The organism is Amycolatopsis sp. NPDC021455 (genome assembly GCF_040640995.1).
GTDB lineage: Bacteria > Actinomycetota > Actinomycetes > Mycobacteriales > Pseudonocardiaceae > Amycolatopsis.
This window is the reverse complement of record NZ_JBFACT010000062.1, coordinates 24,914-37,380: the sequence shown is the minus strand read 5'-3', so window position 1 is coordinate 37,380 and position 12,467 is coordinate 24,914. Positions and strand designations below refer to the sequence as shown.

Here is a 12,467-nt window from a genome sequence, read left to right as displayed (position 1 = left end):
CGTGTGATTCCAGGGGCATCGCCGCGATGCCCCTCCAGACACGCGTGATGCCCCTTCAATCACGAGTGATGCCTTCTCGATCACGGGTGATGCCGCTTTGCGCACGCCGTCGTCGGGGAGGTGTGGGGGTGCGCGGCAGAATGCGTCCATGCTTGAGTCGACCGAACACGCCCTGTTCCGCCGGATCGCCCGCGAGCAGGCGGCCTGCCGGGCTCCGTCGCTGGTCGCCGCCGTCGTGCGGGACGGGGAGATCGTCTGGTCCGGGGGCCGCGGGCGCGTCGGCGGGGAGACGCCCGGGACCGACGTCCAGTACCGGCTGGGCTCGATCACCAAGACCCTCGTCGCCACCGCCGTCATGCGGCTGCGCGACGAAGGCCGCCTCGACCTCAACGACCCCCTCGAAAAGCACGTCCCCGGCACGCCCTTCGGCAGCGTCACCGTCGCCCAGCTGCTGTCCCACACCTCCGGCCTGACGGCCGAGTCGCCCGGCCAGTGGTGGGAGCGGACGCCCGGCGCCGACTGGGACGCGCTGGTGAGCAGCCTCGACGTCGGCGCGACCAAGCACCGGCCGGGCGCGCGGTTCCACTACTCGAACGTCGGCTACGGCGTCCTCGGCGAACTGCTCGCTCGCCACCGCGGCAAGAGCTGGCTCGCCGTGCTCGAGGAGGAGGTCCTCGGCCCGCTCGGGATGTCCCGCACCACCCCGCACCCGGCCGGCTCGCACGCCGAGGGCTTCGCGGTGCACCCGTTCGCCGACGTCCTGCTGCCGGAGCCGAGCCCGGACGCGGGCGCGATGGCCCCGGCCGGGCAGCTGTGGTCGACGGCGAACGACCTCGGCCGCTGGACGGCGTTCCTCGGCGGCGCGACCGGTGAGGTGCTCGCGCCGTCGACGCTCGAGGAGATGCGGACCATGGTCACCGTCGACGACGGCGAGGTCTGGACGACCGGGTTCGGCCTCGGCCTGATGCTCGTCCGCTACCAGGGACGGCGGCTGGCCGGGCACACCGGCTCGATGCCGGGGTTCCTCGCCGTCACCCTCGCCGACCCGGCCGCGGGAACCGGCGCGCTGGTGCTCGTCAACTCGACGGCCGGCGTCGGCATCACGCAGCTCTGCCTCGACCTCATCACCATGACCGACGAGCTGGAGCCGCGGGTGCCCGCCGAGTGGCTGCCGTCCGCGGTCGACCCCGGGCTGCTCGCGCTGACCGGGCTCTGGCACTGGGGCCCGACGCCGTACCACCTGCGGATCCAGGGCGACGGGCTGCTCCTGCTGGCGCCGGTCGAGGGCGGCGGCCGCGGTTCGCGCTTCGCCGCGACCGGACAGGACACCTACCGCGGCCTCGACGGCTACTACGCCGGCGAGACGCTCGAAGTGGGCCGGAACGCCGAGGGCGTCGCCACCCACCTCGACCTGGCGACGTTCCTCTTCACCCGGACGCCGTACGACCCGGCCGCGCCGGTGCCGGGCGGCGTCGAAGGCTGGCGATGACCAAGGGGGCCCCGCTCACACCCCCAGGGTGGTGAGCGGGGCCCTCAGGTCAGGGCGGCGGTGCCGGCCGCGTGGGCGACGGCGGCCGCGAACCGGCGGGCGAGGCGCTTGCCCTCACCCCAGTCGAAGACGCCGAGCTTCAGCGTCGTCACGATCGTGAGCGCCGAGCCGGACGGCGCGTGCGAAACCGTCACGTTGACGATCTGGCCCCAGCTCAGGAAGCTCATCCCCGTGCGGCACATGACGGTTCCGCGCTGCGGGTCGTAGAACGGCGTCTTCCCGCCGATCGCCTGGATCCCCGCGGGCAGCGCGGTCCACAGCGCGTCGGGCGGCACCGGGAAGCTCTGCTGCAGAGTCGTCACGACGGCGAAGATACCGACGCCGCGGGCCCGTGCGTAACCGTGTTTTTACCCCCACGGCGGTGCACCCCGATGAGCCCGACGGCGTAGCTGGTGCCCTCCGGAAGGCCGGTCACGAGGTCCTCCGACGGCCACCCGGCCAGCCAGAGGCGGCGACGGCCGGCCAGCTCGGCGGCGATGTCGGCGGGCACCGAGGGCAGGTGGAACCGGATCCGCACGTCCCCGGGCAGCACCGCCCAGCCGTTCACCGGTTCGCCGGGACGCACGTCGAACGCGGCGGCCGCGACCGGCGTCCAGGAGTCGCTCGCGAGGCAGCGAGCCGCGACGCCGAGGTCCGAGCGCCACGCCGCGATCGCCGGCACGGCCACCAGGCCCGCCACCGGCAGCACCCACGGCAGCCAGCCGCCGACCGTGACGATGGCCGCCACCTCGCCACCGAGCGTCAGGACGGCGGTCGCCCACATCGACGCGGTGGCGATCCGGTACCGCCACCGCAGCGCCGAGCGCCGCGTCATCGGCCGCTTCGGCAGGAGCCAGTACAAGCCGACGGCCGTCCCGCCGAAGAAGATCGCGACGACCACCCCGGCGTTGAAGACGTCGTCGCCGTGCGGCGGGTGCACCACCAGCGCGGCCACGATCACGGCGTCCAGCAGGAGCAGGCCCGCGATGCCGGCCAGGCGCAGGATCCGGCCGCCCTTGAACGCGTCGCCGGTGAGCCACCACGGCAGCCGCCGGACGAACACCATGACCAGGGTGAGCGCCAGCGAGATCGGCGCCATGACGGTGGTGGTCATCGTCCAGCCGCCGCTCGCGACCAGGTGCACGACGACGATCACGCCGTAGTTGCCCAGCAGCCACCAGCGCGGCCGCCACCGTTCGTCGGACATCGGATCTCCCTCCCCGGAAAGAACCTACCCAGGGGCGCCAGCGGGTTTCCGTGTCGTCAGTTCCACATACCGGACAGGTCAGCACCACCTTCACCAGCCGCGTCCCGACCTGAGAGACTGGCCACATGACCGACGCTGAGTTGACCATCCCCGCCGACCTCAAGCCGGCCGACGGCCGCTTCGGCTGCGGCCCGTCGAAGGTCCGCGCCGAACAGCTGAGTGCGCTGGCGGAGTCCGGCTCCACCTACCTCGGCACGTCGCACCGGCAGAAGCCGGTCAAGTCCCTCGTCGGGCGCGTCCGGGCCGGTCTGTCCGAGCTGTTCTCCCTGCCCGAGGGCTACGAGGTGATCCTCGGCAACGGCGGCACCACGGCGTTCTGGGACGCGGCCGCCTTCGGCCTGGTCCGCGAGCGCGCGCAGCACTTCACCTACGGCGAGTTCTCCTCGAAGTTCGCCACGGTGACCAAGGGCGCGCCGTTCCTGGCCGACCCGATCGTCGTCAAGGCCGAGCCGGGCAGCGCCCCGGACATCGCCTACGAAGCCGGCGCGGACCTGGTCGGCTGGGCGCACAATGAGACGTCCACCGGCGTGGCCGTGCCGGTCCGCCGTCCCGAAGGCAGCGAGGGCGCGCTGGTCGCGATCGACGCCACCTCCGGCGCCGGCGGCCTGCCCGTCAAGGCCGAGGACTTCGACGTCTACTACTTCGCGCCGCAGAAGTCGTTCGCGGCGGACGGCGGGCTGTGGATCGCGCTGGCCTCCCCGGCCGCGGTCGAGCGGATCGGCGAGATCGGCGGCGGCGACCGCTGGATCCCCGAGTTCCTGTCGCTGACCACCGCGCTGGACAACTCCCGCAAGGACCAGACGTACAACACCCCGGCCGTGGCCACGCTGTTCCTGCTCGCCGAGCAGATCGAGTGGATGAACGGCCAGGGCGGTCTCGAGTGGACGACCTCGCGCACGAAGGACTCGTCGTCGCGGCTGTACGAGTGGGCCGAGAAGACGAGCTACACCACGCCGTTTGTGAAGGACCCGGACCTGCGCTCGCAGGTCGTCGGCACGGTGGACTTCAGCGACGAGGTGGACGCCGCCGCGGTCGCGAAGGTGCTGCGCGCCAACGGGATCGTCGACACCGAGCCGTACCGCAAGCTGGGCCGCAACCAGCTGCGCGTCGGCCTGTTCCCGGCCATCGACCCGGACGACGTCTCGAAGCTCACGCAGGCCATCGAGTACGTCGTCGAGCGCCTGGGCTGAGTCAGACGTCCGTGAAGGCCTCCTTACCGGCTCTTATGGCCGGTAAGGAGGCCTTCACGGCTTTCAGGCGGGGTGCGGCGAAGGCGGCGAGGACCAGCAGGGCCAGGCCGAACAGCTCGTAGGACTCCGTCGCCAGCCACCAGCCCGGCGACGGCGCCGGGCGCGGGGCGAACCACATCGGGCCGGCGATGAACAACGCCAGTCCCGCGACGACGACCGCGGCCGCCACCCACCGGACCGCCCCGTCGAAGCGCCACGCGTACCAGCCGGCGAGGACCAGGATCGGCACGCACCACGTCCAGTGGTGGGTCCACGAAATCGGCGACACCAGCAGCCCGCCGAGCGCGCACGCGGTGAGCGCGAGCACCGGCTCGGCCCGCACGACGACCACCGCGACCACGGCCATCACGGCGAGCGCCGCCAGCACCCACACGATTTCCGGCAGGCCCGCACGCGTGGTCAGCCCGTGCAGCGACTGGTTGCCGACGTAGTCGACCCCGCCGATCCGGCCGGCGTCGAACACGAGCTTCGTCCAGTAGGTGAACGACGCCGACGGCCGGATCAGCCACAGCAGCGCCCCGGCCGCGACGAACCCGCCCACCACCCGCGCGGCCGCCCGGAAGTCGCGGCGAACCAGGAAGTACACGACGAAGACGGCCGGCGTCAGCTTGATCGCCGCGGCCACGCCGATGAGCAGGCCCTTCGTCCGCTTCCGCTCGCCGGGCAGCAGGACGTCGAGCACCACCAGCACCATCAGCAACGCGTTGATCTGCCCGAAGCCCAGCGTCGAGCGCACCGGTTCCAGCAGGGCCCCGGCGAGCTGCGCGCCGATGGCGACGAGCGCGGCCACCGCCCGGCCGCGGACGTTCGCCGGGTCGGTCAGCGAACCGTTGAGCGTGGCGACGTAGAGGTAGGCGACGACGCCGGTCGCGACGATCGACGCGATGCTGAGCAGCTTCATCGTCACCGCGAACGGCAGCAGCGTGCCGGGCAGGAACACCGCGGCGGCGAACGGCGTGTACGTGAACGGCAGCAGGATCTGGTGCGTGGTCGGCACCCAGGCGTCGTACGGCGAACCCTGCTCCGCCAGCGCCTTCGCGCCACCCAGGTAGACCTCGAGGTCGAGGCCGTCGAACCGCTTCAGCACGAGGACCGTGACGACGGCGGCGACTTCGAGCACCGCGAGCGACCACGCGAGTCTCCGGCCCCTGAAAAACCCCACGCGTCCCCCTCGAACCAGGTCTTCGACCGGCCGAGATTACCGGGCGCTCAGCAGCAGCCGTGCACCGGCAACCGCGGTGACCTGGCGTTCGCGGCCGCCACCGGCCGGTTCGCCGCGGCTTCGACGTCGGCCAGCATGCGGTCGAGCGTGGCCCGGTCGAGGACGCGGCCCGCGGTGACGACGGTGTCGATCCGCCGGACCGCGCGGATGTCGGCGAGCGGGTCGGCGTCCAGCAGCACCAGGTCGGCGACCTTGCCGGCGGCGATCGTGCCGTCGGTGTCCGCGCGGCCGAGGAACGCGGCCGCGTCGCGGGTGACCGCCCGCAGCGCCCGCCGCGGGCTCAGCCCGGCCTCGACCAGGAAGTCCAGCTCGTCGTGCAGGCTGAACCCAGGGAAGACGTACGGATTCTGGCAGTCGGTCCCGCCGAGGATCCCGACCCCGGCGCGGTGGGCCTCCCCGACGAGCCGCAGCTGCGCGTCGAAGTAGGCATCCTGCTGCGCGATCTGCTCCGGTGTGCCGGGGGCGAACAACGGGAGCCGGTCGGCCCAGTAGGCGCGGATGTCCGCGGAGAGGTACTTGAGCCGGGGATCGTGCGCGTACGTCTCGGCCGGCCGCGAAATCACCCGGTTCACGGCGAACGTCGGGCTCAGCCGGCTGCCGAAAGCCTTGAGACCCGCGAAGTAGTGGTCCGCGGTCGCCGGGTCGTAGGCCAGCGTGGCCTGCCGGTCGAGCTCGCGCGCGAGGTTGAAGAAGTCGCGTGGGGCCTTCGGGTCGAACGGCGTCGCGTCGAGGCGGGCGAGGAACTCGTCGCGGCGGCCGGACGTCGCGATCGGCGAGCCGAAGAGGTGCTCGAAGCTGCGCTGCCCGGCCCGGGCGGCGTCGAGCTGGCGGATCCGGTACGGCCAGTGCCCGGCGAACGGCAGGGCGAGGCGGCGGCACTCGTCGGCGATCGCGGCGAAGGCGTCCCGCGGCAGGTAGAAGTACACCTTGACGAAGTCCGACCCCTGGGCCGCGGCGGTCCGGACCGCCGCCCGGGCCTCCTCGGCGTTCGCGACCCGGGTGACCGGCGGGCCGAGCAGCGACACCGGGCCGTCGACGATCGAGCTGGCCAGCACCACCCGCGGGCCGAGCAGCTCGCCGCGGGCGATCTTGCCGCGGGTGACGCGGTTCTCGGCGTACCCCTGCATCTCGCGGATGCCGGTGACGCCGTTGGCCAGGAACATCGGCGGCCACAGCTGTTCGTAGTCGATGCCGTGGGTGTGCGTGTCCCAGAGCCCGGGGACGAGGTGCCGGCCCCGGCCGTCGACGACCCGGGCGCCGTCCAGGGGCGGCAGGTCGGCGGCCGGGCCGACCCAGGCGATCCGGTCCCCGGTGAGCACGACCGCGGAGTGTGGCCGGGGCGGCCCGTCCGTGCCGTCGACGACGGTCGCCCCGAGCACCACGACGACGTCCGTGCCGGCCGCGGCGGCCTCCTGCGCGAAGCAGGCCGGGACGATCCCGGCGGCGGCGAGCCCCGCACCGGCCGTGGCCAGCCAGCGAAGGAAGTCACGCCTGTTCGCCTCGACTCGAACCACGACGGCAGCCCTTCCGGTGAGGATCCGTCCGTCCATTCAACCGGAGCCCGGGTGGTGGCGGATCTCCCAGAGTGCCGGGCTGCCATGCGGCCAAGCTGCCGGGCCCCCACCCGGCAGCCGGCCCCTCAGGCGAGCGCTTGCGTGGGTGCGAGCCGGGCCGCGCGCATCGCCGGGTAGGCCCCGGCGACCGCCCCGACCAGCGCCGCCACGCCGACGCCGCCGGCCAGCGCCGGCCACGGCAGCACCGCCGGCCACCCCTGGCTCAGCGCGTACCCCGCCGTCACCAGCACCCCGGCCAGCACCCCCGCCAGCCCGCCGAGCCCCGACAGCAGCACCGACTCGGCCAGGAACTGCCCGCGGACCTGGCGTTTCGTCGCCCCGAGCGCGCGGCGCAGGCCGATCTCACGCCGTCGTTCCAGGACCGAGATCACCATCGTGTTCGCCACCCCGACCCCGCCGACCAGCAACGCGACTCCGCCGAGGCCGAGGAACAACGCGCTGTAGGTCGTGTCCGTCAGCTTCTGCGCGGCGAGCGCGTCGGACGGGCGGCGCACCTCGACCTCGTTCGGCGCCTGCGGGTTCAGCGTCGCGGCCAGCACCGACCGCACGCTGTCCACTTTGGATTCCTCCGCGCGTACGTACACAGTGGACGGATGGCCGTCGAACCCGAGCAGCCGCTTCGCGACGTCCCAGCCGACCAGCGCCGACCGCTCGATCTCCGGGGCGAGGGGCATCGGCGGGAGGATCCCGGTCACCGTGAACCACTGCGTCCCGATCAGGACCTGCGGCGGGTGCGCCGGGTCGATGTGGTCGATGCCGAGCCGGGCCGCGGCCTGCGAGCCGAGCACCGTCACCGGGTAGTCCTGGTTGCCCGTCGCGAGGAAGGCACCGACGCGCACCCGCCCGCCCAGCACGCCCAGCAGGTCCGGGCGAGCCGCGTACACGGCGAGCCCGGACGTGTCGTCCGCCGCGATCTTGTCGCTGCGCCGCACGCTGGCCGACGTCGTCCCGGTACCGGCGGCCGCCTGCACCGGCCCGATCCGCTTGGCCATCGGCACGGCCGCGTCCGGCAGGGTCGCGTTGTCCCCGAACAACGTCTTCCCGGGCCCGGCGGTGAGCAGGTTGGTGCCGAGCGCGGCCAGCCGGTCGTGCAGGGCCTGCGCGCCCGACGCCGGGATCGCCAGCACCGCCACCATCGCCGCGACGCCGATCGCGATGCCCAGCGCCGACAGCACCGCGCGCACCGGCCGCGTGCGCATGCCGTGGGCGCCGAGCGCGACGACGTCCGGTGGCTTGAGCCGGGCCGGCTCGGGCAGCTTCACCATGGTCATCGCGCACCCACCAGGCCGGTGTCCAGCCGGAGGTGCCCGTCGAGCAGCTCGATCCGGCGCGGCATGCCCGCGGCGATCTCCCGGTCGTGGGTGATCACCACGATCGTGGTCCCGTCCGCCGACAGCTCGCCGAGCAGCGAGAGCACGGACGCGCCGGTGCCGGTGTCGAGGTTGCCGGTCGGCTCGTCGGCCAGCAGGATCGCCGGGTCGTTGACCACCGCCCTGGCGATCGCGACGCGCTGGCGTTCGCCGCCGGACAGCTCGCCGGGCCGGTGCCACGCCCGGTGCCCGAGCTTGACCCGGTCGAGCGCCGCCAGCGCCCGCGCGCGCCGCCGTCGCCGCGGCACCCCGGCGTAGAGCAGGCCGGTGCACACGTTGTCCACCGCACTCATCCCTTCGTCGAGGAAGAACTGCTGGAACACGAACCCGATCCAGCGGGACCGCAGCGCCGAGACCTTGCGGTCGGGCAGCGTGGCGACGTCGTGGCCGCGCAGCTCCACCCGTCCCGACGACGGCCGGTCGAGCGTGCCCATCAGGTGCAGCAGGGTGGACTTGCCGGAGCCGGACGGCCCGACGATCGCCACCATCTCGCCGTCTTCCAGGGCGAGCGAGACGCCGTCGAGCGCGGCGACGCCTCCGGGGTAGGTGCGCGTGACCTCGTGCACGCGCAGCACCGGTGTCACGACGTCGTCACCACCCGCATGCCCTCGGTCAGGCCGGACCCGGTGACCTCGACCTTCCCGCCGCTGAACAGTCCGGTTTGGACAGCGACGTACCGGCGCTTGCCGTTCTCGTCGACCTCGACCGCGTATCCGCCTTCGGCGAGCGCGAGCAGCGCTCCGACCGGCACCGCGAGCACGCCCTTGTGGACGTCCTTGGTGAACCGGACGGTCGCCGGCGCCGAGTCGAGCGTGCCGGCCGCGGCCGGGTCGTCGAGCCGGACGGTCACGGTGATCTTGGGCTTGCCGTCGTCCTGGCCCGCCGCGTCCTTGCCGTCGACGGCGGTCCGCCCGACGTCGGTGATGGTGCCGGTCGTCGTCTTGCCGTTGATCGTCACCGACGCCCGCGCGCCCTGCTGGGCGAGGTTCTGCTTGGCCGCGTCCAGCTTGACCTGCACCGAACGGACGGTCCCCGTCGTCTTGAGCACCTCGCCCTGTGCGGGTGAGCCGAGCTTGGCGCCCAGCGCCGACACCCGCAGCTCGCCCGCCGCGAGCACGACGTCACCCTGGCCGAAGGTGCCGGTCTGCTCCAGCCCCAGCGACTTCTGCCACTTCTTCAGCGCGGCCGCCGTCGCGGACGTGAACTTCTTGTCCGGCGTGCCGAAGCCGCCGAAGCCGCACGCCTTGAGGTTCTCCTCCAGCTGCTTGACGTCGGCGCCGTCGGCCGCGCCCTCGGCGAGGTCGCGGTAGAACGGCAGCGTGCCGTAGAACAGCGGCACCGGCTTCGCGTCCACCCCGTACACCGGCTTGCAGCGCGTGATCGTGGCGCCGGCCTCGGGCAGCGACGTGATCGTGCCGGGCTTGCGGCCCGCGACGGTCGATTCGTCGCCGTAGCCGAGCGTGCCGTCGGCCTCCTCCTCTTCGCTGAGGTCGGTCTTGACGACCTCGGTGGTCTCGACCGGCGGTGGCGCCGCCTCCTGCACGGGCGTCGCGCTCGACACCCGCGTCAGGATCACGACGGAACTGGTGCCCAGCACAACGACGAGGACGGCGGCCGCGACGAACCAGCGCGTCCGGCCCCGGCGGCGGGGCTTGAGATGCGTCACTTCGTTCACTTGCCCGCCTCGACGCGGCCCGAGATGCCCATGCCGCACGCCTTGGCGGCCTCTTCGAACTTCTTCGGGTCGTCACCCGGGCCGCCGATCCGCGTCGCGCCCTTGCCGCTCGGATCCGGGTCCGGCATGTCGATGCCGTGCTCGCGCATGCACTTCGCCTGCTTGCGGGCCTTGTCGAGCTGCTCGGCGCTCATCGGCTTCATCTCGCCGCCGTTGGGCAGGAGGTGCTTGCACGCCTGCTGCGCGCCGTCGAGCTTCACGGTGTCACCGTCCTTGCCACCCAAGGTGATCGCCATGCCCCCGCCGTCACCGGCCGGCTTGGGGTCAGGCATGTCGACGCCGTGCTCGCGCATGCACTTGGCGAAGTCGCGGATCTTGTCCTCGTCGCTCTTGCCGCTGTTGTCGGCCGCGGTGGGCCCGCCCGTCTTCGACGGCGTCGAGATCGAGGCGACCTTCGCCCCGTCGTCCGCCTTCGCGCCGCAGCCCCCGAGCAGCAGGGCCGTCCCGAGCGCCGCGACGACCATCCGTATCCGCATCGGCTCGCTCCTTTCCTCCGGTTGGGTGTCAGGTCTACGGATCGGGGGATTCCGGCGCGCTAAGCGAAGTCGCTTATGCCGTCCTTATGACCCTCCGGCGCAGACTGGGCCGGTGCGGGTGCTGGTGGTGGAGGACGAGCGGTTGCTGGCCGACTCGGTCGCGGAGGGGCTGCGGCGCTTCTCGATGGCCGTCGACGTCTGTTACGACGGCGCGCAGGCCCTGGAACGGGTCGGCGTGCACGGCTACGACGTCGTGGTCCTCGACCGCGACCTGCCGAAGGTGCACGGCGACGAGGTCTGCGCGGCCGTGGTGAAGGCGGGCGGCGAGGCGCGGGTGCTGATGCTCACCGCGGCGGCCGACGTCACCGACCGCGTGGCCGGCCTCGGTCTCGGCGCCGACGACTACCTGACGAAGCCGTTCGCGTTCGCCGAACTGGTCGCCCGGGTCCAGGCGCTGTCCCGGCGCGCGCGGCCCGCGTTGCCGCCGGTGCTCGAACGCGACGGCGTCGTGCTCGACCTCCCGCGGCACCAGGCCGCCCGCGACGGCCGGTTCCTGCTGCTCTCGCCGAAGGAGTTCGCCGTGCTGGAGGTGCTCATGCGGGCCGAAGGCGCGGTGGTCAGCGCCGAGGACCTGCTGGAAAAGGCGTGGGACGAGCACGCGGACCCGTTCACCAACGCCGTGCGCGTCGCGGTGATGACGTTGCGGCGCAAGCTGGGCGACCCGCCGGTGATCGAGACCGTGCCCGGCGCCGGCTACCGGTTCGGCACGCCGTGAACGGCCTGTCCGTCCGGACGAAGCTGACGGCCTGGTACGGCGGGCTGTTCCTGCTCGCCGGGCTGGTCCTCGTGGTGATCAACTACCTGCTGGTGCAGAGCACGCTGCCGGACCCAGCCCGGTTCGCCTCGACGACGGTGGCCGGCGACGCGGCCTTCGGGGTCGCGCAGCGGTTGGACACCCTCTCGCCCGCGCCGGCGATACAGCTGGTCAGCGGATCCTTGGTCGAGTACCGCTCCTCGACGCTGTCGACGCTGCTGGTCGGCTCGGCGATCGCGCTGGTGGCCACGGCGGCGCTGGCGGTGCTGTTCGGCTGGCTGATGGCGGGCCGCGCGCTGCGGCCGCTGCACGACATCACCTCGGCCGCGCGCCGGCTGGAGGCGGGCAAGCTCGACCGGCGGATCAACCTCGAAGGCCCGCCGGACGAGCTGAAGGAGCTGGCGGACACGTTCGACGGCATGCTCGACCGGCTGGCGGAGTCGTTCGACAGCCAGAAGCGGTTCGTCGCCAACGCGTCCCACGAGCTGCGGACGCCGCTGGCGGTGCAGCGGACGCTGATCGAGGTCGCGATGGCCGACCCCGACGTCTCCCCCGAGCTGCGCAAGCTCGGCACGCACCTGCTGCACACCAACGAACGCAGCGAACGGATGATCGAGGGGCTGCTGGTCCTGGCCCGCAGCGACCGCGGGCTGACCTCGCGCACGCCGGTGCGCCTCGACGAGGTCGCCGCGGCGGTCGTCCGGGCCACCGCGGCGCAGGCTTCGTCGGCCGGGGTGACGGTCGAGACGCGGCTGCGGCGGCGCACGGTGACCGGCGACCCCGTGCTCCTCGAACGGCTGCTGACCAACCTCGTCGTCAACGCCATCACCTACAACGCTTCCGGGGGCTGGGTCTACGTCGAAGTGCGCGGGGACCCGGCGGTGGAGGTGCGGAACTCGGGTCCGGTGGTACCGCCGGAAGCAGTGCCGACGTTGTTCGAGCCGTTCCGGCGGGTGGGCGGCGCGGAGCGGACCGGGGACACCCGCAACGCCGGCCTCGGGCTGTCGATCGTCCGCTCGGTGGCCCAGGCCCACGGTGGTGTCGCCGAAGCCCAGCCGGGGCGGCGCGGGGGACTCGTCGTGACCATCCGGCTGCCGCCCGCTTGATCCACTCGATCGTGACGTTGCGTATCCGGCGTGTCACCCCATTGCCGCCGACCTGCGAGGTCGATAGTTTGCGGGTCGCTAAGTGAACAGTGGGCAGTTCGACGCGGACTCGGCGCGCCTCGCAC

General features: G+C 72.9%; 12 protein-coding genes. 4 read left to right on the top strand and 8 right to left on the bottom strand.

Going from position 1 to position 12,467, the window contains the following annotated elements; translation table 11 throughout:
* Nucleotides 1-148: 148 nt before the first annotated feature.
* Complete coding sequence (locus tag AB0G28_RS39465) at nucleotides 149-1,489, top strand: serine hydrolase domain-containing protein (protein ID WP_361101816.1); 1,341 nt, start codon at nucleotides 149-151, stop codon at nucleotides 1,487-1,489.
* 44 nt (nucleotides 1,490-1,533) lie between these two features.
* Here AB0G28_RS39465 and AB0G28_RS39460 read toward each other — a convergent pair whose 3' ends face one another.
* Together AB0G28_RS39460 and AB0G28_RS39455 are read right to left on the bottom strand one after the other, a co-directional pair.
* Complete coding sequence (locus AB0G28_RS39460) at nucleotides 1,534-1,851, bottom strand: hypothetical protein (RefSeq protein WP_361101813.1); 318 nt, start codon at nucleotides 1,849-1,851, stop codon at nucleotides 1,534-1,536.
* Nucleotides 1,848-2,735 carry a hypothetical protein gene (locus AB0G28_RS39455; protein WP_361101810.1) on the bottom strand — a complete coding sequence of 296 codons (888 nt, stop codon included), beginning with the start codon at nucleotides 2,733-2,735 and terminating at the stop codon, nucleotides 1,848-1,850. The genes AB0G28_RS39460 and AB0G28_RS39455 overlap by 4 nt, the downstream gene beginning before the upstream one ends.
* Nucleotides 2,736-2,860: 125 nt before the next feature.
* Here AB0G28_RS39455 and serC point away from each other — a divergent pair, with 125 nt between their 5' ends.
* Nucleotides 2,861-3,985 carry a phosphoserine transaminase gene (serC, locus tag AB0G28_RS39450; RefSeq protein ID WP_361101807.1) on the top strand — a complete coding sequence of 375 codons (1,125 nt, stop codon included), beginning with the start codon at nucleotides 2,861-2,863 and terminating at the stop codon, nucleotides 3,983-3,985.
* 1 nt (nucleotide 3,986) lies between these two features.
* Here the strand turns inward: serC and AB0G28_RS39445 are convergent, their stop codons facing one another.
* The 6 genes from AB0G28_RS39445 to AB0G28_RS39420 form a co-directional block, all read right to left on the bottom strand.
* The gene (locus AB0G28_RS39445; protein WP_361101804.1) at nucleotides 3,987-5,207 is read right to left on the bottom strand and encodes a glycosyltransferase 87 family protein; all 1,221 of its coding nucleotides are present in this window, start codon (nucleotides 5,205-5,207) and stop codon (nucleotides 3,987-3,989) included.
* Nucleotides 5,208-5,254: 47 nt separating this feature from the next.
* Nucleotides 5,255-6,781 carry an amidohydrolase family protein gene (locus tag AB0G28_RS39440; protein WP_361101801.1) on the bottom strand — a complete coding sequence of 509 codons (1,527 nt, stop codon included), beginning with the start codon at nucleotides 6,779-6,781 and terminating at the stop codon, nucleotides 5,255-5,257.
* Nucleotides 6,782-6,906: 125 nt separating this feature from the next.
* Nucleotides 6,907-8,112 carry an ABC transporter permease gene (locus tag AB0G28_RS39435; protein WP_361101798.1) on the bottom strand — a complete coding sequence of 402 codons (1,206 nt, stop codon included), beginning with the start codon at nucleotides 8,110-8,112 and terminating at the stop codon, nucleotides 6,907-6,909.
* Nucleotides 8,109-8,795: an ABC transporter ATP-binding protein gene (locus AB0G28_RS39430; RefSeq protein WP_361101795.1), complete on the bottom strand. Its 687-nt coding sequence runs from the start codon at nucleotides 8,793-8,795 to the stop codon at nucleotides 8,109-8,111. The genes AB0G28_RS39435 and AB0G28_RS39430 overlap by 4 nt, the downstream gene beginning before the upstream one ends.
* The gene (locus AB0G28_RS39425; RefSeq protein WP_361101791.1) at nucleotides 8,792-9,886 is read right to left on the bottom strand and encodes a peptidoglycan-binding protein; all 1,095 of its coding nucleotides are present in this window, start codon (nucleotides 9,884-9,886) and stop codon (nucleotides 8,792-8,794) included. Before AB0G28_RS39425 ends, AB0G28_RS39430 begins: the two co-directional genes overlap by 4 nt.
* The gene (locus tag AB0G28_RS39420) at nucleotides 9,883-10,422 is read right to left on the bottom strand and encodes a hypothetical protein (RefSeq protein ID WP_361101788.1); all 540 of its coding nucleotides are present in this window, start codon (nucleotides 10,420-10,422) and stop codon (nucleotides 9,883-9,885) included. The genes AB0G28_RS39425 and AB0G28_RS39420 overlap by 4 nt, the downstream gene beginning before the upstream one ends.
* Nucleotides 10,423-10,534: 112 nt before the next feature.
* On the opposite strand from AB0G28_RS39420, the gene AB0G28_RS39415 reads away from it, so the two are divergent.
* Nucleotides 10,535-11,197, top strand: coding sequence for a response regulator transcription factor (locus AB0G28_RS39415; protein WP_361101785.1), 663 nt, complete (start codon nucleotides 10,535-10,537; stop codon nucleotides 11,195-11,197).
* A complete protein-coding gene (locus AB0G28_RS39410) occupies nucleotides 11,194-12,342 on the top strand; it encodes an ATP-binding protein (RefSeq protein WP_361101782.1) in 1,149 nt (382 codons plus the stop codon). Before AB0G28_RS39415 ends, AB0G28_RS39410 begins: the two co-directional genes overlap by 4 nt.
* Nucleotides 12,343-12,467 lie beyond the last annotated feature (125 nt).

What these genes read in the sequence shown, in the direction of transcription:
- AB0G28_RS39435 (WP_361101798.1), bottom strand. Translation starts at nt 8,112, where the DNA reads ATGACCATGGTGAAGCTGCCCGAGCCGGCCCGGCTCAAGCCACCGGAC.
- AB0G28_RS39455 (WP_361101810.1), bottom strand. Translation starts at nt 2,735, where the DNA reads ATGTCCGACGAACGGTGGCGGCCGCGCTGGTGGCTGCTGGGCAACTAC.
- AB0G28_RS39420 (WP_361101788.1), bottom strand. Translation starts at nt 10,422, where the DNA reads ATGCGGATACGGATGGTCGTCGCGGCGCTCGGGACGGCCCTGCTGCTC.
- AB0G28_RS39465 (WP_361101816.1), top strand. Translation starts at nt 149, where the DNA reads ATGCTTGAGTCGACCGAACACGCCCTGTTCCGCCGGATCGCCCGCGAG.
- serC (WP_361101807.1), top strand. Translation starts at nt 2,861, where the DNA reads ATGACCGACGCTGAGTTGACCATCCCCGCCGACCTCAAGCCGGCCGAC.